Below are 23854 nucleotides of genomic sequence, written 5' to 3'. Positions count from 1 at the left end.
ATCTTTATTGGCTGGCGAAAATGTTGCCGTCTTTGACACCCAGTTTGATCGCCTTTCCTGGTAAAAACTGTCCGGAAAGAATCGATTTCGCTAATGGGTTCTCAACATTTTGTTGAATTGCACGTTTCAGTGGACGCGCACCATATACAGGGTCGAAGCCGACCTGAGCAATCAACTCTAACGCTTCTTCGCCTATTTCTAGCTCGTAGTCTTTCTCTGCCAGACGTTTATGCAAACGTTCCAACTGAATCGAAGCAATCGACTTAATGTGCTCTTTACCAAGTGGGTGGAATACCACGGTTTCATCAACACGGTTCAAGAACTCTGGGCGGAAGTGTTTGCTGACCACATCCATTACTTCATTTTTAATGCCTTGATAATCCAGTCTTGCGAAGTTTTCCTGAATTCGTGAAGAGCCTAAGTTTGACGTCATGATCACCACTGTATTGCGGAAATCAACCGTACGACCTTGACCGTCTGTCAGGCGTCCGTCATCAAGCACTTGAAGCAGAATGTTAAACACATCCGGATGCGCTTTCTCTACCTCATCCAATAGAATCACCGAATAAGGTTTACGACGAACCGCTTCTGTCAGATAGCCGCCCTCTTCATAACCCACATAACCAGGAGGCGCACCAACCAGTCTCGCTACGGAGTGTTTCTCCATGAACTCTGACATATCAATACGCACCATTGCATCTTCACTATCAAACATGAAGTTTGCCAGGGTCTTACACAGCTCGGTTTTACCCACACCCGTTGGACCTAAGAACAAGAATGAGCCAATTGGTCGGTTTGGATCCGACAGGCCAGCCCGGCTACGGCGAATCGCATTCGCAACCACTTCGACCGCTTCTACCTGACCGATAACACGTTGATGTAATACATCTTCCATGCGCAGCAGTTTCTCTTTCTCTGCTTCGAGCATCTTAGAGACCGGAATACCCGTTTGTTTGGATAACACTTCCGCGATTTCGTTGTCGGTCACTTTGTTACGCAGCAGAGTCATTTCTTGCATTTCCGCTTGCGCCGCCAGATCCAACTGTTTTTCGAGTTCAGGTATACGGCCATATTGCAACTCAGACATACGGTTTAAATCACCAGCTCGTCGGGCGAATTCCATATCCATTCGCGCTTGCTCTAGCTCGGATTTAATGTGCTGTGTACCTGATAGCGCCGCTTTTTCAGCATTCCAAACTTCTTCTAGCTCAGCGTATTCGCGCTCTTTTACATTCAGCTCTTCATTTAAGGTGACCAGACGCTTTTCACTGGCTTCATCATGCTCGTTACTTAACGCTTGCTGCTCAATCTTTAACTGAATGATTTTACGCTCTAACTTATCCAGAGCTTCCGGCTTAGAGTCAATTTGTAAACGAATACTCGATGCAGCCTCATCGATCAAATCGATAGCTTTATCCGGTAACTGACGGTCAGAAATGTATCGATGTGACAAACTTGCTGCTGCAACGATAGCCGGGTCAGTAATTTCAACATGATGGTGCAACTCGTAACGCTCTTTAAGACCACGCAAAATCGCTACCGTATCTTCAACCGTCGGCTCGTCTACCAATACTTTCTGGAAACGACGCTCTAAGGCCGCATCTTTTTCGATGTACTTGCGGTATTCATCCAATGTGGTAGCACCAACACAGTGAAGTTCACCACGCGCCAATGCTGGTTTCAGCATGTTACCCGCGTCCATGGAACCTTCACCTTTACCTGCGCCAACCATGGTATGCAGCTCATCAATAAACAGAATGATGTTGCCTTCTTCTTTAGCCAGTTCATTCAATACTGATTTTAAGCGCTCTTCGAATTCACCTCGGTATTTCGCACCGGCAACCAACGCCCCCATATCTAAGGCGAGGACTCGACGACCACGCAGACCTTCAGGCACTTCATTGTTGATAATACGCTGTGCCAGACCTTCGACGATCGCGGTTTTACCAACCCCAGGTTCACCAATGATAACCGGGTTATTTTTGGTACGGCGTTGCAGAACTTGAATCGTACGGCGGATTTCATCATCGCGGCCTATCACCGGATCCAACTTACCCTGCTCTGCTCTTTCGGTAAGGTCTATGGTGAACTTTTCCAGAGCCTGACGAAGCTCTTCCGCATTCGGATCATCAACCTTTTGACCACCTCTGATCTTTTCGATCGCCTGGCTAACTTTTTTCTCAGTTAAACCCACATCTTTCAGCAACTGACCAAGAGGGCCTCGATCTTCAAGTGCGGCTAGGAGGAAGACTTCTGACGAGATGTAAGAGTCTTGGCGCTTTTGAGCCACTTTGTCACACAGATTGAACAAAGTACCCATAGCACCAGAAAGCTGCACATCACCACCAATGCCGCTCACTTTTGGCAATCGATCAAGCATTTCGCAGAGCTTAGATCGTAACTGAGTTACGTCGACGTCCAGCATAGTCAGCAATGGACGAATTGGACTACCATTTTGATCCAGCAAAGCCACCATCAGGTGAACTGGCTCGATATATTGATGATCGCGCCCTAACGCCAGTGATTGAGCATCAGAGATAGCGATTTGAAACTTACTTGTGAATCTATCAAGACGCATATCTACCTTCCTAACCTTATATAAGAGAATACTAATTACAGTAGAAAGATGGATACTCGGTAGGGGAATTTCAAGGGAGGATGTAAATAAATATAAACAGTGATGCAAACTCAGAGCTATGCATCACTACTTTTTATTACTGGTTAAAATCTAATCTTCTAGCCAGATGAAGGTTGCCTGACGTCCGGTCACCCCGTCACGGCGATAAGAATAAAAGTCCTGCTGGTTTTGGTAAGTACATAAACCCGAATCAAAAACTTGATTTACGCCTGCTTTGTTGAGACGCTGCGTCGCAAGCTTTGACATATCGGCCATCCATTTGCCTTTAATATCTCGCGGAGCAAAAGCTTGTTCGGCCTGGGAATCGAAGTCAACAAAGGCTTGCAGAACATCCTCGCCAACTTCAAATGCCTGAGGACCGATAGCCGGCCCTAGCCACGCCATAACGTCGCCAGAAAACATCGCCAATGCATTTTCAACGATGCCATTTGACAAACCGCGCCAGCCAGCATGGACCGCCGCAACCTGTGTACCCTGCGTATCGGTTAATATCACCGGCAAACAATCGGCGGTCATCGCAGAACACACGATATTTCGAGAACGGGTAAACACACCATCGGCATCGAGAACATGAAACGTCGGCTCCGAGACTTGTGTAACAATCGTAGAATGAGTCTGATTAAGCCAAATTGGTGCACTTGGCATTTCAGCTTGCTGCACCAACCAATCCCGGTTCTTTTCTACCAAAGACAAATCGTCCCCAACGTGAGCGCCAAGATTAAGCCCTTGATAGGCTCCCGTTGAAACGCCTCCCACTCTCGTGGAAGCAAACGCTTTTACATTTTTAGGCGCTGGCCAGTTAGGAACAATGATCTTCATATTAGAATTCGTCCGGTAAACCGTGCTCGATAGTATCTTGACGTAATGCTTCGGTTATTACCACCATATCATCTGGCACAGGAGCATGGAACTCCAGTTCTTCACCAGTGATTGGGTGCTCAAAGCGCAGCATAACTGCGTGTAGAGCCTGACGATCAAAGCCACGGATCATATCTGTCAGTTCTTGCGAAGCACCAGATGGGATACGAGCACGACCGCCGTATGCAGTATCACCCAGCAGCGGATGCTGCAAGTAAGACATATGCACACGAATCTGGTGAGTACGACCCGTTTCCAGACGCAGACGGATACGAGTATGCTCACGGAAATGCTCCGCCACACGGTAGTGTGTCACGGCTGGCTTACCCATTGGGCTTACTGCCATCAGGGTACGTTTTGTTGAGTGGCGACCGATTGGTTTATCCACTTTACCACCAGCCGTCATACGACCAATAGCGATTGCCTCGTACTCACGAGTGATATTACGTTTTTGCAGAGCACGAACTAAACGAGTTTGCGCTGGTACCGTTTTCGCGACCACCATCAAACCTGTAGTGTCTTTATCCAGACGATGCACAATACCTGCACGAGGCACTTCCGCAATATCAGGAAAATGGAATAACAAGGCGTTGAGCACAGTTCCATCCGGTGTACCCGCACCAGGGTGGACGACAAAATCACGAGGCTTATTGATTACGATGATGTCATCATCTTCGTAGACGATATCTAACGGGATATCTTGCGCTTCCCAGCGTTCTTCATCTTCCAGCTCGGCTTGCAATGTAATTTCCTCACCACCCATTACTTTGGTGCGAGGTTTGGTGACAACTTCACCATTCACTTGAACTTTCCCCTCTAGAAGCCATTCTTTCAGGCGAGAGCGAGAGAAGTCAGCGAATAATTCTGCGATAGCTTGGTCTAAACGTTGACCTAACTGGCTATCTTTTACGGTATTTGTTAATACTATCTGCTGAGCCATATCGAACTTTTTTAAAAACTGTGAGACTAATGCTCACGACTGTGGAAAAATAGACTATTACGTCATTGTATCTGTTACTGGAAAGAAAGTAACGGCAGCTTTAGAAATATTTAGATTCAAGGAACAGACTCCTGATATGAAACGTCAGACTTTAACAGGCCTTTTAGCGGTATCCCTTCTGTTTGGATGTGCAAGCAAAGAAGAAATCGTTCCTGATGTGCCACCTTCGGAACTGTATGCAGACGCGCAAACTTCGCTTCAAACTGGTAACTGGCTAACCGCCATCGAAAAACTAGAAGCATTAGATTCACGTTACCCATTTGGTGCCTACTCAGAACAGGTACAACTTGACCTAATTTATGCGTACTACAAAAACGACGACTTAGCCCTTGGTCTCGCAACCATCTCTCGTTTTATGCGTTTAAATCCAACTCATGAAAAAATGGACTGGGTACTGTACATGCGTGGTCTGACCCATATGGCGCAAGACCGTAACTTTATGCACGACTTGTTTAACATCGACCGTAGTGACCGAGATCCTGAGCCAGTTAAACAAGCCTTTGATGATTTCAAAAAGCTGCTGCAGCGTTACCCAAACAGCCATTATGCTGAAGACGCGCAAAAACGCATGATTGCTTTGAAAAACCGTCTGGCTAATTATGATTTAGCGACAGCAGACTTCTACTTACGCCGTGAAGCATGGATTGCGGCTATTAACCGTAGCCAAGAATTACAAAAGACATTCCCAGACACAGACGCTGCGCGTAAATCACTTGAAATACAGTTAGAAGCATACAAACAGCTTGGTCTAGACGCTTCCATTGCAAGAACAGAAGAGCTCATCAGACTGAATCCAACCGACTAAATCTAAGACAACTCGAACGATTCACCGCCATAGCTTAATGCTGTGGCGGTTTTGTTTCCCCCCAAAAAATAGTTCACCAAACGCTAACTTGATGCTTTTTTGAGCACAATATATGCTTAAAGTTCTCTCAACATAAACCTGGATGTGAACGTGACAATTTCTAAGCTATGGGCAGTATTACTGATTCTGTTGTCAGCATCCGTTTACGCATTGCAAATTTCACCGTTAAAACAACCACCATATACTGGTGATTTAGACGTTATTAAACAAAAAAACTTACTGCGTGTACTTGTCTCTGCTGACTTAGGGTTTTACTACATAGAAGGTGGCACACCTAAAGGGATAGGCGCAGAACTACTGGCTCACTTCGAGAAAGATTTACGCAAAGTGACACCGAAACTTAACGTGCAGATTATTCCTGTATCTAGAGACCAATTGATTCCCTCCTTAAATAAGGGGCTGGGTGATTTAGTGGTCGCGAATCTCACCATTACCGATAACCGCAAAGCGAAAATCGATTTTAGTTCACCGATAATCTCTGGGATCGAAGAGTGGATCGTTACAAACAAAAATACACCAGCCATTACAAAGATAGAGCAGCTGAGTGGAAAAGAAATATGGGTCAGAGCAAGCTCCAGTTACTTTGAGAGCATCCAGGCTCTGAATAAAAATCTGACTAAGAAAGGACTGCCGCCCGTTATTGTCCACTTCGTGGAAGAAAACCTACAAGATTACGAACTAGTCGGCATGTTGAACAATGGTTTTGTCAAAGCCACCGTGCTGGATAGCCATAAAGCGACGCTGTGGCTAAACGTGATGGATGATATTCGAGTACATAAAAAAGTCCCACTACGCAAAAGCGGTAAAATTGCTTGGGCGATGCGTAAAGACAGTCCGCAACTCAAAGCCGTAGTCAACAAGTTCATCAAGAAATCACGCTCAGGAACTTTGCTCGGTAACGTCATTTACGGCAAGTACATTGACAATACTAGATGGCTCGATAAAGCACTCAATCCAAAAAAGATGGCCCAATTAGAAAAACTGTCGGCGTTATTTTCACGCTATGGAGAGAAATACGATATCGACTACCTACTGATAGCGGCAATCGCTTACAAAGAATCAGGATTTAATAACAATTTAGTAGGCAGGAGCGGTGCTGTCGGCATAATGCAAATCCTGCCCAGTACCGCTCGTGACCCAAATATCAACATCCAAAATGTTCGGCAATTAGAAAACAACGTTCATGCAGCAGTGAAATATCTGGCGTTTTTACGCCGGCAGTACTTTAGTGATAAAGCCATTACCGCTGAAAACAAACTGTATTTTACCTTGGCGGCCTATAACGCAGGGCCAGGGAATGTAGAAAGAATTCGTAAGCTGGCTGCCAGACAAGGTTATAACCCAAATGTTTGGTTCAACAATGTCGAAGTGGTGATGAAAAAGAACTTAAACTCGACTGCTGGGTACGTAACCACTATCAATCGTTACTACATCATATACAAACAACTAGAACATCTCGACCGAGCCAAAACGGTCGAGAATGTTTCACTGATCCCGGACGATCCTGTTTTTATGATCCCCTTGAATAAAATGACTCACGAACCAGAAACAACAAAGCCGCTTATCAACTAAGCGGCTAGTCTGAATTCTCTCTGACCGCACTTTAGCGTGACAAACATCACACTTTTTAGTCAGTTAAATTTTGAGCACTCTAAATTCCAGGCTGTACAACATCCCTAAAAACGGGGATGTTTTCAGCTGAGTACTCTATCCAATCTAATGATTTGCTAACCGATAACAAGCAATTTAACAATAAATCTCAGCACTTCTTGAGTAAGATCACATTCATTTTCCATTGTAAAAACCTCGACCAAAATAGTGATGTGTATCACATTTTTTTATCCATAAAGCAGTAATCTGAACTTAACCCATGAGGGATGCAACAGAGGAAAAGCACTTATGACAATGAATATCACTGGCAAAAACATCGAAATCACCTCTGCAATCCGTGCTCATATTGAGAGCAAATTTAAAAAACTGGAGAAATGGCAAGTCGACCTAATTGGATGCCAAGCAACGTTCAGTGAGGAACCCAATAAACAGAAAAAATTTGAAGCTATTATCACGGTTCCAAAAGGCCAGCTCATCGCGTCAGCAACTCACGAAGATCTATACATCGCGATCAACGAAGTGGAGCAAAAACTAGAACGACAACTGAATAAGCTGACCCACAAACCTGATGCTCGCCGTGCGAACAAACCAGAGCTCGAGTTAGAAGAAGAGTAAATTGACCAGATTGAGGAAGTAGCGCCGAAAGGCGCTATTTTTTTGCTTGACGGTCCCCGCAGGCTTGCTTATTGTGTTTAAACATATCTAAATTGAGCAATATCCATGCATTTAGCCCCTCTGTTTATTTTTGACTTCTTTTTCCTTCCATAGTTGGAGGGGCTCGATCGTTTGTGAAAGAAAAGTCAAAAACAAACAGAAAGCCTCCCAAAACGGGAGGCTTTTTTATAAGGAAAGAATTGATGACTGACCAACCCATTTCTCTGGAAGATATTCGTTTACGTTTAAACGAGCTTGACGATGAACTACTTAGCCTGTTGTCTGAACGCCGTAAGCTCAGCATCGAAGTCGCCAAAAGCAAAGTAAAAACGTCAAAACCTGTTCGTGATGCCGTCCGTGAACAGCAGCTACTAGTGAAGTTAATTTCTAATGGCCGTGATAAGTATGATCTAGACGCTCAGTACATCACAAAACTTTTCCATACCATTATTGAAGACTCTGTCCTACTGCAACAAAGTTACCTGCAGAATCTTGTGAATCCACAAGAAAGCCGTAAACCACTCGCTCGTGTTGCTTTTCTTGGCGCAAAAGGATCTTACTCACACCTGGCAAGTCGCGAATACTTCAGCCGTAAAAATACAGAGCTGATCGAATTAAACTGTGAGCACTTTAGAGAGGTCACTCAAACAGTAGAATCCGGTCATGCAGATTACGGTGTACTACCCATTGAAAATACCAGCTCAGGCTCCATCAACGAAGTCTATGATTTACTGCAACACACAACGTTGTACATCGTTGGTGAGCTAACGCAGCCGATTGAGCATTGCTTGGTTGCGACGAAAGACATTCGTCTTGAAGACATTAAAACGCTTTACTCACATCCTCAGCCGCATCAACAATGCAGTGAATTCCTAAGCCGCATGAAGGGCGTAAAACTGGAATCTTGTGCAAGCACGGCTGATGCGATGCTAAAAGTACAAGAACTCAACCGTGATGACGTAGCAGCAATAGGTAATGCGTCGAGCGGTAAGTTGTATGGTCTGCAAGCTATTCAGGGCAACATTGCAAATCAAACAGAAAACCACACTCGCTTTATCGTTGTCGCTCGTAAACCTGTTGAAGTCTCCACGCAAATTCCAGCGAAAACCACACTGATCATGTCAACCTCTCAGAAGGCTGGTTCTCTGGTTGAATCACTGCTGGTTTTGCAACGCTACGGCATCAATATGACCAAGCTAGAATCTCGTCCAATCATGGGCAATCCATGGGAAGAAATGTTCTATGTAGACTTAGAATCTCACCTGGATTCAGAAGAGATGCAGCAGGCTTTACAAGAGCTGACAAAGATCACTAAGCATCTGAAAGTACTGGGCTGCTACCCTAGCGAAAACGTAAAACCGACCCACGTTAAATTGAGTTAATAGACACCAGTGAGCAGAAAGATCATGGTAACCCAAAAAGTCGTAATAGCTTCTTTAAACCCGGCAAAAATCAAAGCGGTTGAGAGTGCTTTTCAAAGTGCATTCCCTAGCCAAACGTTTGAATTTTGCGGCGTGAGTGTCCCGAGTGGCGTTGCCGATCAGCCAATGAGCAATGAAGAAACACACTTAGGGGCATTAAATCGGGTAAGCAACGCTAAAGTAGAAATATTAGACGGCGATTTTTACGTTGGTTTAGAGGCTGGGATAGAAGGTAACGTGACCTTTGCCTGGATGGTGATTGAATCAGATACCCATCGCGGGGAATCTCGCTCGGCAAGTTTGATGCTGCCACCAGAGGTATTAGCTCAGCTGGAACATGCCAATGAACTGGGTGATGTGATGGATCAAGTATTCGGTACTGAGAATATTAAACAGAAAGGCGGCGCGATCAGTTTGTTAACTCAAAACCAACTGACACGTAGTTCGGTTTATCATCAAGCCCTGATTCTGGCTCTGATTCCTTTCACTAACACAGATCATTTCCCGGCGAATCTGTAGCGCAAAGCGGATGATATTGAAGATATTAAAAAGGGCGGAATCCGCCCTTTTGTTTTTCTGCTTTCTCTTACTGAGCAACGGGCTCTAACAATGCCTTGAGCTGGTCTTTTTCTGCATCCGTTTTAGACTTCAACTCATTTGAACCACGCGTGATAGTCGCAATGCCCACTCCCAACATCTGGCTGATTTGACGTTGAGATAGCTCACCTTTAAGAAGTTCATTAAGAATATTCACTCGGGCAATTAATGCATCTCTTTCATCTGGCGTCATCAGCATCGTCAACAACATTTCGTGCTGTTGGTTATCTGCACTTGCTCGGATCAGCTCAACAATCTGTAGCCAGTCTTTGTACTCGGGTTCATGTGACATCAAGTTACCTCACTCAATACTTGGTTTTGATCTCATGTTGATTCAAGAACGCGCCATCGATACCCAAAAGATCGCGATAGTAAGTTTCAAACATCAAAATGTTCTGCACATAACCACGAGTCTCTTTAAATGGAATGGCCTCAATAAATGAATAGGCATCCACTTTACCCTGGGTTCGCTCTCGCCACGTTTTCACTCTGCTAGGGCCTGCATTATAAGCAGCTAGAGCAAAAATACGATTATTATCGTAATCCTCTAGTAAACCTTGCAGGTAATGGCTACCAATTTCGATGTTTTTACCGACGTTATATAAATCTTCAGTACCCTGGTAACTAAGCTTGTATTTACGGGCGGTATATTTTGCCGTCTCTGGCATGATTTGCATAAGACCGCGCGCGCCCACTGGCGAACGAGCGTGTACATCCAGCGCACTCTCTTGTCGTGCCAATGACATCATTGTCACTGGATCAATATCATGCTTTTTCGCATAGAAGTTAAACCACCAATGATGAGCGACGGGAAACCTCAGCTCAATGTTGTCCCACATCTGTGCTTGAATACTCGCAGTGACGGTCAGGTTGTGCCAATTTTTGGAAGACGCATACGCCGCAAGCATGGCCTTTTCATCTTGATTTGCACGCCCCAGCAGATAAGCCCACTCGCTTTTAGCAGCAGGAATCTTATCGGTAGCGATGAGCTCTTCGATACGGGCCAAAGGTTCGTGATATGGCTGAATCACTTTCGTATCCAGCTTTATTCTATGAGTTGGATACTTTATAGACTGACCAATCGCATTTGCTGCAGCAACACTATAAAAATCGCGTTGACCAACCAAGGTTGCTAATCGCTTCTTGCCTGATACTTCATTACCTAATGCGATTTCGCTACGTCCCAGCCAATATTGCCAACGCAGTGTAGCTTGTTCCTCTTTACTGAGGACGGCAATCCACTCCTGCACGCCTTTCCAGTCTGCATTTTGAATAGCAAGACGAACGCGAGTTTCTATCAACGGGCTATCTTGACTGGTTTTTGTGATGTCATCTCGCCATTTAGCCAAACTGGCGGATTCAGTACGGGTCAGGCGAAATGCAATATAATCAGCGAGTGATTGTGCTTTTTGCGCAGAAAACTTCTGCCCTTTCACCACCGCTGCGTACGCTTTTTGTGCCTGATTGATATCCATGCGTGCCAACTTCTCCAGCGCATACTGACTTTGGGCACGATTCAAATCATTCGCTGGCTTTCTCTGGGCAAAATCAGCCACTGTGGCTGGATTATCAAACAGCGCCTTCATATCGTTGGCTTCTTGCTTGGCTTTCGCGGATTTAGGTAGCTTTTGCAGATAATTAATCAGGCCGCCGTTGCGCGCATCAAACGCCAGTAACATCCGCTGCAAGATCAAATCGTCGGTTCGTTCACCTGCGTTATCCCAAGCGGCAAATAATGGGTCGCACTCTCCCGCAATGCTGGATCCACTTAGCCACATGTCCTCCGCGCCTTTAAACGCTGCAACTTGCTTACCCTGCTTCAATTGCGCGTAGTAAAAAATGCACTGGTAGCGATCACCACTTGGAATCACTTTTTGAAATTCAGTAATCGTCTTCCAGTCTTTCTGTCTGTAGAGCTGATCAAGATACGGAGCCCTGACACGACGAGAAAATGGATACGACTCGTACTCAGAAATAAAGTCGTCAACTTGTTTGTAAGACTTGCTGGGTAACTGCCGTAAAAAAGTACGGTAGTCGACATAAGGTGTCAGCGGATAATCTGCGATTTTTGGACGAATCGCGAAGTATCCGTTGATATCATTCTTATCTAATAAATTTTGAGCTTGCTGATAAACTTCGCGCTGCTTTTCTAAGCTAAGCGCTGCGTTTGCTGTCATACTGGCTGCGCACAAAGCGGCAGCACAGCAAACGCTTTTAGCCAATTCCGTAACGTTGAATCTCATTTGTATTAATTTCCCCGGACATATACCGCCTCAAAACCTAGTTCTCTTAGAGTTTATGTATCAAAGGCACTTTGAACATATGCACATATTTACACAAAACATAAGTGCACATGTAAAGCAAAATGATGTATTAAAATTTATACTCGTGAACCTTTACAGCAAAGAGGACAAGATGTTCAAAACTCGCAAAGAAACTCATTCTTTACGAATAGCGAATAATAAAAGTGTATACCGTAACCGTGTAAGTTTCCGGTCAGCTCAAAATAAGAAATCTCATTACGAGGGAAATTCTTGCAATAAGGTAACAAATATCACCAAATGAATCCTCCACCCTGAAGTCATTTGGGTATATCAGGCAGTTAGTATAAAATACTGGGTTTGAATGACTGTTAATTTAGGAACGATCGGCAATGGCTGAATACGTATATACCATGTCGCGGGTGAGCAAGATTGTGCCACCTAAGCGTCAAATTCTTAAAGACATCTCTCTAAGCTTCTTCCCAGGTGCGAAAATCGGTGTTTTAGGTCTGAACGGTGCGGGTAAATCTACTCTGCTACGTATCATGGCCGGTATCGACACGGATATCGATGGCGAAGCGCGTCCACAACCAGGACTCAATGTTGGCTACCTTCCTCAGGAGCCAGTGCTTGATGAATCAAAAACCGTTCGTGAGATCGTAGAAGAAGCCGTATCTGACGTAGCAGGTGCGCTGAAACGTCTGGATGAGGTATATGCCGCTTACGCAGAACCGGATGCAGATTTTGATGCACTGGCAAAAGAGCAAGGCGAGCTTGAAGCGCTGATCCAAGCGAAAGACGGCCACAATCTGGATAATGCGCTAGAGCGTGCTGCTGATGCACTGCGTCTGCCAGAATGGGACCAAAAGATTGCACACCTATCGGGTGGTGAGCGCCGCCGTGTTGCTATCTGTCGCCTTCTGCTAGAAAAACCAGACATGTTACTACTAGACGAACCAACCAACCACTTGGATGCTGAGTCCGTTGCATGGCTGGAACGCTTCCTGGTTGATTACTCAGGTACCGTTGTTGCGATTACCCACGACCGCTACTTCCTGGATAACGCTGCGGGTTGGATTCTAGAGCTTGACCGTGGTGAAGGTATTCCATGGGAAGGTAACTACACCTCTTGGCTAGAACAAAAAGATGCACGTCTACAACAAGAAGCATCACAAGAAAGCGCTCGTCAAAAGACCATCGAGAAAGAACTTGAGTGGGTACGCAAGAACCCTAAAGGTCGTCAGGCGAAATCGAAAGCGCGTATGGCTCGTTTTGAAGAACTGCAAAACACTGACCATCAAAAACGTAACGAGACCAACGAACTATTTATCCCGCCAGGTGAACGCCTAGGTGACAAGGTTATCGAAGTGAATAACCTGACGAAATCGTTCGACGGCCGCGTGCTAATTGATGACCTATCGTTTAGCATCCCTAAAGGCGCAATCGTTGGTATTATCGGTGCTAACGGTGCAGGTAAATCAACGCTATTTAAGATGCTAAGCGGCACAGAACAACCAGATTCAGGCACTATCGAACTAGGTGATACAGTGAAACTGGCATCGGTTGAGCAGTTCCGTGATTCAATGAACGATAAGAACACTGTGTTCAAAGAGATCTCTGAAGGTGCTGATATCATTAAGATCAACAACTTCGAACTCCCGGCACGTGCATACTGTTCACGTTTCAACTTCAAAGGTTCTGATCAACAAAAAGTGATTGGTGAGCTGTCTGGTGGTGAGCGTAACCGTGTACATCTTGCAAAACTGCTTAAAGCGGGCGGCAACGTACTACTACTCGACGAACCAACCAACGACCTTGACGTTGAAACACTGCGTGCACTAGAAGAAGCGCTTCTGGAGTTCCCAGGCTGCGCAATGGTGATCTCGCACGACCGTTGGTTCCTGGACCGTATTGCAACGCACATCATCGACTACCGTGATGAAGGTCAGGTTAACTTCTACGAAGGTAACTACACCGAATACATGGAGTGGTTGAAGAAGACTCTTGGCCCTGACGCCGCAGAGCCTCACCGTATCAAATACAAGCGTATTGCTAAATAAGTCTGATTGTAATCTGCACAAAGGCCGCTATCATAGCGGCCTTTGTTTTTTATCGAAGAATGTGACTGGTTCTGACACCACTCTGCAGTGGAGTCGACAGTCTAAAATAAAAAATCGAACACTTTTTGTTCTTTTTGATATATTATTCAACTTGTTCTAATACTTGGCATGAAAAATAAAAATTTGGCGAGACAAGGTTATTCACGACTAGTCTGCGAATACCACTGCAAGTAGAACAACGTAATTAGGCTAACGCTCATAGGAAGCCATAGCAATTTAATACAATTTTCACAATTGAATATGAGCAGTAACGAACTCCTGCACCGACAGTCAGTACATCGTTCGGATTTAGGAGAGAAAGAATCAATGCCTATTTAAGTAATAATAACTATGTCTAAAAAAATCACGATTCAGATCCCGACCCAAAACGGAGATCAACATTTTTATTTTGGCCGCACTTCGGTCATTACACTATTAGCTTCAGTCATTACATTACCCGCAGTATTCGGTGGCGCATGGTACATGAATCAGCAACAGGCCCATGATCATGATGTTCTGGTTGAGACCATCGCTAAGTTGGAGAGCGAGAAGAACGAAATCAACGCCCTTTACGAAGAGCAGCTTGATACGAATCACTCGCTATCTCAAGCACTAACCGACAAGAGCAATCAAATCCAACTGTTAGGAAAACGTGTATTTGATGTTGAGTCGGTTCTGGGCCTGGCTGATGAAGAACTGATGCTTGATGAAAACAATTTAGCACTGGAGGAGAGGATCGACGCTGCTGCGATAGATTCCGCCGTTCGTGCAACCATGTTTCGTTTGATACCCAATGACAGTCCGATCACCTATCAGCGTATTTCTTCGCCTTATGGCAGCCGAATTAACCCTATATCAGGGAAAAGGCACGTTCATACCGGTATTGATTTAACTTGTAAGAGTGGTGAGGAAGTCTTGGCCCCAGCGGATGGCGTCGTGGAGACAGTTCGCCCGGGTGCCTCTGGTTATGGCAACTATCTCACCTTACGTCATTCGTTTGGTTTTATGAGCTCCTTCGCGCACCTGAAACACTTCAATGTAAAAAGCGGTCAATTCATCAGTAAAGGGGATGTCATCGCTCAATGCGGGAACTCCGGTAGCTCAACAGGACCGCACCTGCATTACGAAGTACACTTCCTTGGCAGGGCACTGAATCCTCAGCATTTGATGGATTGGACACCTGAAAACTTCAATTATGTATTTGAAAAAGAGAAAAAGGTGAAATGGGGGCCATTAGTTCAGTTAATTGATAACGTTGTTCGCCTGCAAATCAATTTAACTAACTCTCCTTACCGTGATACCAGTATTAATACGGTATCCAGTGATGACGACGACGAGACAGCGGTTTACTGATTTTTCATCAAGCATAAATAAAAAGAGCAGCCAACGCTGCTCTTTTTCATTGATATCAGTGGATTATCCGCGTTGGATATTATCATTCGCTTGCTTGAGCAAGTTCTGGCTCTCATTCATAAATTGCTGAGAGTACTTCCCAAACCAATCACTCACCTGCTTGAAGCTTTCAATGAACTTGGCTTTATCTTTACCGTCCAAGATCGCAACCGCTTCACCCAAACGTTGATGGAAGCGCTTGATCATATCAATGTTCTCCTGAGACGAGAAAATGATGTCACCGTACAGGTTCGGATCCTGACCAAACAATCGTCCAACCATCGCCAACTCAAGACGGTAGATTGGAGAGCTCAACTTCAACAGTTGCTCAATATTCGGATTTTCTTTACTCAAGTGCATGCCGTAAGCGAATGAAGTAAAGTGGCGTAGTGCCTGGATCAGCGTCATACCATGGTCATGTTCTGCAGCATCAATTTGGCACAAGCTTGCACCCCAAATGGCAAACTGTTGTAGCAACCATTGGTAATGCTCATTACCGCGGCCGTCACAGTAAACGATAACTTGCTTAGCAAGACTTGGAACATCTGGTCCGAACATTGGGTGCAGACCGACAACCGGACCAGAGTGCACCTTGAGCATCGCTTGCAGCGGCTTAGACTTGATAGACGTGAAGTCACACAGAATACAATCTTCTGGAAGGTTACCAAGTTTCTCAATAACCCCTTCAGTCAGATGAATCGGTACAGTAACGACCACTAATCCCGCATTGTCTAAGATCTCATCAGCGCGATCCCAGTCTTTACTTCCCAAAACCTTGACCTGATAACCGGACAGCTTGAACATACGACCAAACAAGCCACCAAGTTGACCATTACCACCAATAATCACGACTGAACGCAATTCTGGATTCAAACACTTAAAACCGGAATCTTTCTCACTGGCATAAGACTCACGCATAGTACGACGAAGAATGTCTTCAATTAGTTGTGGAGGTACGCCCATCTTTTCAGCTTCGGCTCGACGAGAGGCTAACATTGCCGCCTCCCGATCAGGAACATAAATTGGCAAACCGTGTTCGCTTTTTACTTCCCCTACTTTTTCTACCAGCGCTAAACGCTGAGACAAAAGCTCCAACATTTGTTTGTCGACTGCATCAATCTGATCGCGTAATGCGTTAAGTTCAACTGCCATTGATGTTCCTTAAAATAAGTTCCGTTTTTAGCCTTTTAGGCGATTCTCTAAGAAAGGCACCAGCTCTTTGTGTGCATGACGCAATAGTGCCTCAGTTGACTCCCAATTGATACATGCATCGGTGATAGACACACCATATTTCATCTCTTCCAGTTTCAGATCAGAAGATTGGTTACCCTCATTGATATGACTCTCAATCATCAGACCAATAATAGACTTGTTGCCTTCACGGATTTGATGGATAACGTCTTCAGCAACCAGCGGTTGACGACGGTAGTCTTTACGAGAGTTAGCGTGGCTACAGTCAACCATCAGTGATGCATCTAGGCCTAACTTCGCCATTTCTTGTTCACATTCGTTCACCGATACCGAATCATAGTTTGTCTGCTTCCCACCGCGTAGGATCACGTGACCGTTAGGATTGCCCTTGGTTGTCAACAGTGCCACTTGCCCCTCTCGGTTGATACCCATAAAGCGGTGGCTAGAAGATGCCGCCTGCATTGCATTGATCGCGGTCGCTAAGCTGCCATCAGTACCGTTTTTAAAGCCAATCGGCGTTGATAGTCCACTTGCCATTTCGCGGTGAGTTTGCGATTCCGTAGTACGCGCACCAATCGCTGCCCAGCTGAAGGTATCTGCGATGTACTGAGGGCTAATAGGATCCAGAGCTTCAGTCGCAAGTGGAATGTCCATCTCTGCCAAATCAACCAGCAATTCACGACCCACATGCAGACCATGCTCGATATCGAAACTGCCGTCCAGGTGGGGGTCATTGACTAAACCTTTCCAGCCAACCGTTGTACGAGGCTTTTCAAAGTAAACACGCATGACAATATACAGTTGATCGCTAAGTTGTTCAGAAAGTGCTTTAAGACGTTTTGCGTAGTCCTTCGCGGCTTCAACATCGTGGATTGAACAAGGTCCGCACACCACAAGCAGACGGTGATCTTTCTTATGAATAATGTTAGCAATGGTTTGACGAGACTCTTGGATAAAACGACGCGCTTTGTCGCTCAGAGGCAGCTTCGCTTTTAACTCATCAGGAGTAATAAGAACCTGTTCTTCGACGATGTTAATGTCGCTCAATTCACTTTTTTTCATAATCTTGACCTGTATATTATTTTTTACACCCAACCAAACCCTTGGTGAGACAACTAAGCTTTAACGACAAGATAACAGGCTAAATCAGAAAAACAAGTGTACAAATTAAAAAACATTCAATGTAAAAATAAATTTACACCAAATAAAAAGCCAAAACTTATTGAACTTTGGCTTAAGTTGGGTGTTTTTAACAGTTTACACTGACACAAACGGCAAGTTTTAATGAGTTAAACGTTTCATCGCTTCGCTGGCGTCTTTCCACCCTTGCGATAATTTAAGCTCACTCAGTGAAAAGCTCTGTTTTTTCAGTAGAGCGCTGGCTTGTGGCACAGTCGAGATAGGCAAATTATCCAGCGCCTCGACTTGAGCATCTCGTTTATTACACATTAAGAGCATGTCGCAACCTGCATTCAACGCCTGAATAGAACGCTCTGCAGGCCCACCCATGATGACAGCCCCTTCCATCGTCAAATCGTCGGAAAAGATCAAGCCTTTGAATCCCAACTGCTGACGCAGGATTTTCTTCAGCCAATATTCAGAGCCGCTGGCAGGTTGAGAATCATAATTAGGAAAAATGACGTGAGCTGGCATCATGGCATCTAAAATACCCGACTCGATTTGAGCTTTGAAAATTGCCATGTCTTGCTCAAAGATATCACTGCGCTCGTCATATGGCGTTTCCAAATGAGAGTCAGCAATCACCCCACCATGACCGGGAAAGTGTTTGCCCGTCGTCGCCATACCGATGCTTTTCATGCCTTGCATATAAGCGCTGCTGTGACGAAGTATGGTATCTACGTCTTCGCCAAAAGAACGACTTCCAATCGCTTTACATTGATGGCCCTTATCCAGCACCGGAGCAAAGCTCAAGTCAATGTCGTGCGCAATCAGCTCAGCCGCCATCAGCCAGCCACCCATTCTGGCAAGCTCTTCGCCGTTGCGATGTTTGGCATACTCATCTGCAGCGGGAATGAGAGAGAAGCCCTCACGGAATCGCTGAACTCGACCTCCTTCCTGATCGACACCAATCAGAAACGGACGTTTCGCCGCTTTACGAATTGACTGGGTAAGCGCCTGAAGTTGCTCGCTGTCATGATAATTACGCGTAAACAGAATCAAGCCACCAACCGTTGGATGTTCCAAAATTTCTTTGTCTTCAGCAGTCAGTTCATAACCTGCAACGTCAACCCATAACGGACCCATGTTTTCTCCTCAAATATCTGGTTCTAAATGAGGTTATTCGCTTCAGATTTGCTTTACAATAAGCGAATGAAGAATTGACGAGATCGGCTGTGAATTTTAACGAACTTTACATTGGCGTGATGTCTGGCACGAGTATGGATGGTGTCGATACCGCTTTGGTTGCAATTGAAGGCAACCAGGTTGAGCTTATTGCGCACGATGATTACCCAATGCCGAAGCCACTCAAGCAGGCTTTATTATCCGTTTGCACTGGTCAAGCTACTAACTTAAAAACCATCGGTGAACTGGACCACCAGCTTGGTCACCTGTTTGCCAATGCGGTTCTGCAACTGCTAGAGAAGTCCGGCTATTTGGCTGAGCAAATCCGCGCGATCGGTAACCATGGTCAAACGGTGTTCCACCAGCCAACAGGCGACCATCCTTTTACCACTCAATTGGGTGATGCCAACATTATTGCGGTGAAAACCGGCATCGATACGGTGGCCGATTTTCGTCGTAAGGATATGGCGCTTGGTGGTCAGGGCGCACCTCTTGTGCCGGCTTTCCACAAAAGCATTTTTGCAATGCAAGACTCAACAACGGTCATACTCAACATTGGCGGCATCGCCAATATTTCAGTGTTGCATCCTCAACAACCCGTGATTGGTTACGACACCGGACCGGGTAATATGCTGATGGACGCCTGGTGTGAGAAGCACACGGCACAAGGGTTCGATAAAGACGCACAGTTTGCGTTGCAAGGCACCGTAAACCAGTTATTGCTTAATCAATTACTGCAAGAGCCTTATTTAACCAAGCCTGCACCAAAAAGTACTGGCCGAGAACTGTTCAATATCGACTGGTTACAATCCCATCTGACTAACCACCAAATCTGTGCGGAAGATGTGCAACGGACGCTCTGTGAATACTCGGCGATAACCATCGCCAATGAGGTAGAACAGTTTACTTACGGCTCATCTCCACAACTACTGGTATGTGGTGGCGGAGCGAGAAACCCACTGTTGATGCAACGTATAGCGAACTTACTTCCGCAATGGCAAGTGGCCACCACAATTGAGAGAGGTGTGGATGGCGACTATATGGAAGCGATGGCGTTTGCATGGTTAGCTCAGCGCCATATTCATGGTTTGCCGAGCAATTTGCCGGAAGTCACTGGGGCAAGTCGACTGGCTTCACTCGGTGTAATGTATTCAAAAAATTAATAATGAAGGCTTAATTATGACAAACGACGCACTTATTGCTGCTTTATCACAGCTCGTTTCTGAAGGTCGCAACCCAGAAACAATGGATATCGACTTGCTGCCTTCACTGGATATTGTGCAGCGCATTAATCAGCAAGACAAACTCGTTCCTCTTGCCGTGGAAAAGGTCCTTCCTGAGATAGCACTCGCGGTTGATAAGATCACGGATGCATTTAAAGCAGGTGGCAGACTGGTTTACATGGGTGCAGGAACCAGCGGTCGTTTAGGTGTACTGGATGCATCAGAATGCCCACCAACGTTTGGAGTATCAGATAAGATGGTGATTGGTCTGATAGCGGGAGGTCCCGAAGCTATCTTGAAAGCCAAAGAAGGAGCAGAAGACTCCCCTTTGCTTGGCGAACAAGATTTAAAGAACATCGACTTCAATAAAAATGACGTCGTTGTCGGTATCGCAGCAAGTGGCAGAACGCCTTACGTGATCGGTGGATTAGACTATGCCAATGAGATAGGTGCAACAACAGTCGCGCTGTCTTGTAACCCTGACTCTCCTATTGCCGATATCGCTGACATTGCAATCAGTCCAGTCGTAGGCCCCGAGGCATTAACAGGCTCGACCCGCCTGAAGTCAGGAACGGCACAGAAACTGGTGCTGAACATGCTGACAACGGCGAGTATGATTCGAATTGGTAAGAGCTATCAAAACCTGATGGTAGACGTAAAAGCAACCAATGAAAAACTGGTCGCGCGCGCCGCTCGTATCGTGATGCAAGCGACGGACTGCAGTAAAGAACAGGCAACAGCAGTGCTGAAGCAAACGGACTATGAGGTGAAACTGGCGATCTTGATGATCCTGACCGATCTTGATATCGACTCCGCTCGCCAGCAACTGGCTCATCAGGATGGCTTCCTGCGCAAAGCGGTAGAAAAGCACCAACCCAAGTAATAACAAACTAGTAAGAATAAAAAGTGACTGGTATCTAATGCCAGCCACTTAAAAACTATTATCGGGTCATTCCAGCGAGCCTTAGCGAGACTAGGAATCTAGTATCAGCGCGCTGAGAATAGTGAGAAATACCTTTGATAACAAAGTACTCGGATAGAAGATCCTGAATCACGCTCCTTCGTCGCTGTCCAGGATGACGGCAAGCTGGAATGCTCTGAAGTGAACTGTATTGCTAATGTCACCTTTTTCTTTGCTCGTTAATCTTCATAGAGCCACTCATCAACCTGGCGATTGAGCTCATTGTTGGCTTTACGCTTGATATGCTCTGGGTCTGCGGCATTTTTAACGTTTTCCACTTTGTTGGTGTACTTGCTCGTCGCTTTCTTAGCCTCACGTTTCGCCTGATTCTGCACGTAAGTGCCACTGGTGATCTCTTCGATATCACGTTTCGTATTATCGAGCGTATTAGTAATATGACTTTTGCTATGCTCGTATTTACGTTTAGCTTTAATCGTATCCTTCAGCGCATTCGACGCACTGACAGTCAGTGGTAATAAAACTAAAGTGAGCAGGAAATACTTTTTCATCGTCGGAATCACTCTGAATTCAATCTCAATGGCAAAAGTAAAACAAACAAGTTCACCCCGTTTGTCAGAAGATTAACAAGTCAGACGGTCGTCTTGATTATGCAACAGTATTACTTGCTGTATTCATTCCAGCCACGCTGCCATTCCATACGGAATTTTTGCGCCTGTTTTGTCCCTTCACATACCCCTTCATAGTACTGACCCGACAGTCCAATCTGGTATGCAAAATCTGGGTTACAGTATTCAGCTAAACCTTCCAGATAGCCCTGGTCGTAATCCCCTTGCTTGGCATTTCCCATCTCACTTAACTCTTTTACCGTGCGTGATGTGTGGCCTGCCACGCCATCGCGATAACCAATTTGGTACCAGTCCCCGGATTGCGCAAGATCTTCTGTGGTTGCGGTACACCCTGCCAGTAAAGCCAGCGCTAACCCTAACGTTGCCTTGTTCATACCTTCCCTTAACTTATTGTTTTAAAAATTCGTTTTCAAAATAAGCTTATCACTAATTTCTCGGTTTGACCGTTTATCTGTGTATTTCGCCACTGGCTGTGACAACTAACCGTTCGCGGTCAAATCCGTGCCACTCAATCCACACTGATACCACTTACTGCTTTTGGCGACCACTGAGCCAGAATGAAAACCACTCACGGGTCATATCGACCACTCATCACCCTATTCGACCACTCATCGACTAAGCGAATGCAATTCACAGCAGCAGCGCATAACATGCATCCTGAAATTAAAACAATTACCCTATCCTACAAACTAAGGACAATAGTTATGATGTGGTTTCTAACCTGTGTCGCAGCTCTAATCGGCGGATACTTCATCTACGGCGCTTTCGTTGAGAAAATTTTCGGTATTAATGAAAAACGCCAAACGCCTGCTCATACTAAAGCAGATGGTGTTGACTATGTTCCAATGTCAACCAAGAAAGTTTACCTGGTTCAGCTCCTGAATATCGCTGGCGTAGGTCCAATCTTTGGCCCAATCATGGGTGCGCTATACGGCCCAGCGGCAATGCTGTGGATCGTAATTGGCTGTATCTTTGCTGGTGCAGTACACGATTACTTCTCTGGTATGCTATCTGTTCGTAACGGTGGTGCTTCTGTACCAACGATTACAGGTCGCTACCTAGGTAATGGCGCTAAACACTTTATGAACATTTTTGCCATTGTCCTGTTGCTTCTTGTAGGTGTGGTATTCGTATCGGCACCAGCTGGCATGATCACAAACCTAATCAATGATCAAACTAGCCTGAGCGTTAGCATGACAACGATGGTTGTGGTTATCTTTGCTTACTACATCATCGCGACAATTGTTCCTGTTGATAAAATCATCGGCCGCTTCTACCCACTGTTTGGCGCGCTACTCATCTTCATGTCTGTTGGCCTGATGACAGCGATTGCATTGTCTAGTGAGCACACAGTAATGGGTGACTTCCAAGTCTCGGACATGTTCAGCAACCTAAACCCGAATGACATGCCTCTATGGCCAGCACTGTTCATCACTATCGCATGTGGTGCTATCTCTGGCTTCCACGCAACTCAGTCTCCTCTGATGGCTCGTTGTATGGAAAATGAGAAAAACGGTCGCTTCGTATTCTACGGTGCAATGATCGGTGAAGGCGTTATCGCGCTAATCTGGTGTGCTATTGCGCTATCTTTCTTCGGCTCTCTAGACGCATTGTCAGAAGCAGTGAAGAACGGTGGTCCTGGTAACGTGGTATACAGCGCTTCATTTGGTCTACTAGGTGTGTTCGGCGGTATCATCGCGTTCCTGGGTGTAGTTATCCTGCCTATTACTTCTGGTGACACAGCGTTCCGTTCAAGCCGTCTGATTCTTGCTGAATACTTCAACATGGAACAGAAAACGCTACGTAACCGACTACTAATGGCACTTCCACTGTTCGTTATCGGTGGCATCCTGACTCAAGTAGACTTCGGTATCATCTGGCGTTACTTCGGCTTCGCAAACCAAACAACAGCGGTAATGATGCTTTGGACTGCATCGGCTTACCTACTACGTCACAACAAACTGCACTGGATTACCACTATCCCAGCAGTGTTCATGACGACAGTATGTGTGAGCTTCATTCTGAACAACAGCTCACTAGGTTTCGGCCTGCCAATGCAAGTGTCAACTATCGCGGGTATCATCTTCTCGCTAGTGGTAACAGCTTACGTTATCAAAACCTCTAAAGGTAAAGGCGAAACTGAACTGGCAGACGAAGAGAAACCACAAACAGTATCTGAAACGGCTTAATCC

Annotated in this window: 20 protein-coding genes and 1 other annotated feature; of the genes, 10 read left to right on the top strand and 10 right to left on the bottom strand. The window is 45.5% G+C overall.

Annotated elements, in window-relative coordinates; genetic code table 11:
* Window positions 1-4: 4 nt before the first annotated feature.
* The 3 genes from clpB to rluD all read right to left on the bottom strand — a co-directional run bounded on the left by clpB (window position 5) and on the right by rluD (window position 4436).
* Window positions 5-2578: an ATP-dependent chaperone ClpB gene (clpB, locus tag ACWYU8_RS16600; RefSeq protein WP_457520850.1), complete on the bottom strand. Its 2574-nt coding sequence runs from the start codon at window positions 2576-2578 to the stop codon at window positions 5-7.
* A 150-nt stretch (window positions 2579-2728) separates the two neighbouring features.
* Window positions 2729-3457, bottom strand: coding sequence for a peptidoglycan editing factor PgeF (gene pgeF / locus ACWYU8_RS16595; protein ID WP_457520849.1), 729 nt, complete (start codon window positions 3455-3457; stop codon window positions 2729-2731).
* A 1-nt stretch (window position 3458) separates the two neighbouring features.
* The gene (rluD, locus tag ACWYU8_RS16590; protein ID WP_457520848.1) at window positions 3459-4436 is read right to left on the bottom strand and encodes a 23S rRNA pseudouridine(1911/1915/1917) synthase RluD; all 978 of its coding nucleotides are present in this window, start codon (window positions 4434-4436) and stop codon (window positions 3459-3461) included.
* A 136-nt stretch (window positions 4437-4572) separates the two neighbouring features.
* Here rluD and bamD point away from each other — a divergent pair, with 136 nt between their 5' ends.
* The 5 genes from bamD to yjjX all read left to right on the top strand — a co-directional run bounded on the left by bamD (window position 4573) and on the right by yjjX (window position 9566).
* A complete protein-coding gene (gene bamD / locus ACWYU8_RS16585; protein ID WP_457520847.1) occupies window positions 4573-5301 on the top strand; it encodes an outer membrane protein assembly factor BamD in 729 nt (242 codons plus the stop codon).
* A gap of 150 nt (window positions 5302-5451) precedes the next feature.
* Window positions 5452-6933: a transglycosylase SLT domain-containing protein gene (locus ACWYU8_RS16580; protein WP_457520846.1), complete on the top strand. Its 1482-nt coding sequence runs from the start codon at window positions 5452-5454 to the stop codon at window positions 6931-6933.
* Between the two features lie 327 nt (window positions 6934-7260).
* Window positions 7261-7587: a ribosome hibernation-promoting factor, HPF/YfiA family gene (gene hpf, locus ACWYU8_RS16575; RefSeq protein WP_457520845.1), complete on the top strand. Its 327-nt coding sequence runs from the start codon at window positions 7261-7263 to the stop codon at window positions 7585-7587.
* Window positions 7588-7695: 108 nt separating this feature from the next.
* Window positions 7696-7817 (top strand) — a sequence feature (Phe leader region).
* A gap of 12 nt (window positions 7818-7829) precedes the next feature.
* Window positions 7830-9008, top strand: coding sequence for a prephenate dehydratase (pheA, locus tag ACWYU8_RS16570; protein WP_457520844.1), 1179 nt, complete (start codon window positions 7830-7832; stop codon window positions 9006-9008).
* Between the two features lie 24 nt (window positions 9009-9032).
* Window positions 9033-9566, top strand: coding sequence for an inosine/xanthosine triphosphatase (gene yjjX, locus ACWYU8_RS16565; protein WP_457520843.1), 534 nt, complete (start codon window positions 9033-9035; stop codon window positions 9564-9566).
* Between the two features lie 67 nt (window positions 9567-9633).
* On the opposite strand, the gene trpR is transcribed toward yjjX, so the two are convergent.
* Both trpR and sltY read right to left on the bottom strand, forming a co-directional pair.
* Complete coding sequence (gene trpR, locus ACWYU8_RS16560) at window positions 9634-9936, bottom strand: trp operon repressor (RefSeq protein ID WP_457520842.1); 303 nt, start codon at window positions 9934-9936, stop codon at window positions 9634-9636.
* 13 nt (window positions 9937-9949) lie between these two features.
* A complete protein-coding gene (sltY, locus tag ACWYU8_RS16555; protein ID WP_457520841.1) occupies window positions 9950-11887 on the bottom strand; it encodes a murein transglycosylase in 1938 nt (645 codons plus the stop codon).
* Window positions 11888-12297: 410 nt separating this feature from the next.
* On the opposite strand from sltY, the gene ettA reads away from it, so the two are divergent.
* Both ettA and ACWYU8_RS16545 read left to right on the top strand, forming a co-directional pair.
* Window positions 12298-13965, top strand: coding sequence for an energy-dependent translational throttle protein EttA (ettA, locus tag ACWYU8_RS16550; protein WP_457520840.1), 1668 nt, complete (start codon window positions 12298-12300; stop codon window positions 13963-13965).
* A gap of 390 nt (window positions 13966-14355) precedes the next feature.
* Window positions 14356-15357 carry a peptidoglycan DD-metalloendopeptidase family protein gene (locus ACWYU8_RS16545; RefSeq protein WP_457520839.1) on the top strand — a complete coding sequence of 334 codons (1002 nt, stop codon included), beginning with the start codon at window positions 14356-14358 and terminating at the stop codon, window positions 15355-15357.
* 63 nt (window positions 15358-15420) lie between these two features.
* Here the strand turns inward: ACWYU8_RS16545 and tyrA are convergent, their stop codons facing one another.
* From tyrA to nagZ, 3 genes are all read right to left on the bottom strand, one after another.
* Complete coding sequence (tyrA, locus tag ACWYU8_RS16540) at window positions 15421-16548, bottom strand: bifunctional chorismate mutase/prephenate dehydrogenase (protein WP_457520838.1); 1128 nt, start codon at window positions 16546-16548, stop codon at window positions 15421-15423.
* A gap of 27 nt (window positions 16549-16575) precedes the next feature.
* A complete protein-coding gene (locus ACWYU8_RS16535) occupies window positions 16576-17649 on the bottom strand; it encodes a 3-deoxy-7-phosphoheptulonate synthase (protein WP_457520837.1) in 1074 nt (357 codons plus the stop codon).
* A 219-nt stretch (window positions 17650-17868) separates the two neighbouring features.
* Complete coding sequence (gene nagZ / locus ACWYU8_RS16530) at window positions 17869-18852, bottom strand: beta-N-acetylhexosaminidase (protein ID WP_457520836.1); 984 nt, start codon at window positions 18850-18852, stop codon at window positions 17869-17871.
* Between the two features lie 89 nt (window positions 18853-18941).
* Between nagZ and ACWYU8_RS16525 the strand changes: the two genes are divergently transcribed.
* Together ACWYU8_RS16525 and murQ are read left to right on the top strand one after the other, a co-directional pair.
* Window positions 18942-20054, top strand: a complete 1113-nt coding sequence (locus tag ACWYU8_RS16525) for an anhydro-N-acetylmuramic acid kinase (RefSeq protein WP_457520835.1) — start codon at window positions 18942-18944, stop codon at window positions 20052-20054.
* A 16-nt stretch (window positions 20055-20070) separates the two neighbouring features.
* A complete protein-coding gene (gene murQ, locus ACWYU8_RS16520) occupies window positions 20071-20997 on the top strand; it encodes an N-acetylmuramic acid 6-phosphate etherase (RefSeq protein ID WP_457520834.1) in 927 nt (308 codons plus the stop codon).
* 257 nt (window positions 20998-21254) lie between these two features.
* On the opposite strand, the gene ACWYU8_RS16515 is transcribed toward murQ, so the two are convergent.
* Both ACWYU8_RS16515 and ACWYU8_RS16510 read right to left on the bottom strand, forming a co-directional pair.
* Window positions 21255-21584 carry a hypothetical protein gene (locus tag ACWYU8_RS16515; RefSeq protein ID WP_457520833.1) on the bottom strand — a complete coding sequence of 110 codons (330 nt, stop codon included), beginning with the start codon at window positions 21582-21584 and terminating at the stop codon, window positions 21255-21257.
* A gap of 110 nt (window positions 21585-21694) precedes the next feature.
* The gene (locus ACWYU8_RS16510; RefSeq protein WP_457520832.1) at window positions 21695-22036 is read right to left on the bottom strand and encodes a DUF2799 domain-containing protein; all 342 of its coding nucleotides are present in this window, start codon (window positions 22034-22036) and stop codon (window positions 21695-21697) included.
* Between the two features lie 330 nt (window positions 22037-22366).
* On the opposite strand from ACWYU8_RS16510, the gene ACWYU8_RS16505 reads away from it, so the two are divergent.
* Complete coding sequence (locus tag ACWYU8_RS16505) at window positions 22367-23851, top strand: carbon starvation CstA family protein (protein WP_457520831.1); 1485 nt, start codon at window positions 22367-22369, stop codon at window positions 23849-23851.
* The last annotated feature ends 3 nt before the right edge of the window (window positions 23852-23854 follow it).

The organism is Vibrio limimangrovi (assembly GCF_054064025.1).
This window is presented reverse-complemented; position numbering and strand designations above follow the sequence as displayed.

What these genes read in the sequence shown, in the direction of transcription:
- clpB (WP_457520850.1), bottom strand. Translation starts at nt 2,578, where the DNA reads ATGCGTCTTGATAGATTCACAAGTAAGTTTCAAATCGCTATCTCTGAT.
- pgeF (WP_457520849.1), bottom strand. Translation starts at nt 3,457, where the DNA reads ATGAAGATCATTGTTCCTAACTGGCCAGCGCCTAAAAATGTAAAAGCG.
- rluD (WP_457520848.1), bottom strand. Translation starts at nt 4,436, where the DNA reads ATGGCTCAGCAGATAGTATTAACAAATACCGTAAAAGATAGCCAGTTA.
- bamD (WP_457520847.1), top strand. Translation starts at nt 4,573, where the DNA reads ATGAAACGTCAGACTTTAACAGGCCTTTTAGCGGTATCCCTTCTGTTT.
- hpf (WP_457520845.1), top strand. Translation starts at nt 7,261, where the DNA reads ATGACAATGAATATCACTGGCAAAAACATCGAAATCACCTCTGCAATC.
- pheA (WP_457520844.1), top strand. Translation starts at nt 7,830, where the DNA reads ATGACTGACCAACCCATTTCTCTGGAAGATATTCGTTTACGTTTAAAC.
- yjjX (WP_457520843.1), top strand. Translation starts at nt 9,033, where the DNA reads ATGGTAACCCAAAAAGTCGTAATAGCTTCTTTAAACCCGGCAAAAATC.
- trpR (WP_457520842.1), bottom strand. Translation starts at nt 9,936, where the DNA reads ATGTCACATGAACCCGAGTACAAAGACTGGCTACAGATTGTTGAGCTG.
- sltY (WP_457520841.1), bottom strand. Translation starts at nt 11,887, where the DNA reads ATGAGATTCAACGTTACGGAATTGGCTAAAAGCGTTTGCTGTGCTGCC.
- ettA (WP_457520840.1), top strand. Translation starts at nt 12,298, where the DNA reads ATGGCTGAATACGTATATACCATGTCGCGGGTGAGCAAGATTGTGCCA.
- ACWYU8_RS16545 (WP_457520839.1), top strand. Translation starts at nt 14,356, where the DNA reads ATGTCTAAAAAAATCACGATTCAGATCCCGACCCAAAACGGAGATCAA.
- tyrA (WP_457520838.1), bottom strand. Translation starts at nt 16,548, where the DNA reads ATGGCAGTTGAACTTAACGCATTACGCGATCAGATTGATGCAGTCGAC.
- ACWYU8_RS16535 (WP_457520837.1), bottom strand. Translation starts at nt 17,649, where the DNA reads ATGAAAAAAAGTGAATTGAGCGACATTAACATCGTCGAAGAACAGGTT.
- nagZ (WP_457520836.1), bottom strand. Translation starts at nt 18,852, where the DNA reads ATGGGTCCGTTATGGGTTGACGTTGCAGGTTATGAACTGACTGCTGAA.
- murQ (WP_457520834.1), top strand. Translation starts at nt 20,071, where the DNA reads ATGACAAACGACGCACTTATTGCTGCTTTATCACAGCTCGTTTCTGAA.
- ACWYU8_RS16515 (WP_457520833.1), bottom strand. Translation starts at nt 21,584, where the DNA reads ATGAAAAAGTATTTCCTGCTCACTTTAGTTTTATTACCACTGACTGTC.
- ACWYU8_RS16510 (WP_457520832.1), bottom strand. Translation starts at nt 22,036, where the DNA reads ATGAACAAGGCAACGTTAGGGTTAGCGCTGGCTTTACTGGCAGGGTGT.
- ACWYU8_RS16505 (WP_457520831.1), top strand. Translation starts at nt 22,367, where the DNA reads ATGATGTGGTTTCTAACCTGTGTCGCAGCTCTAATCGGCGGATACTTC.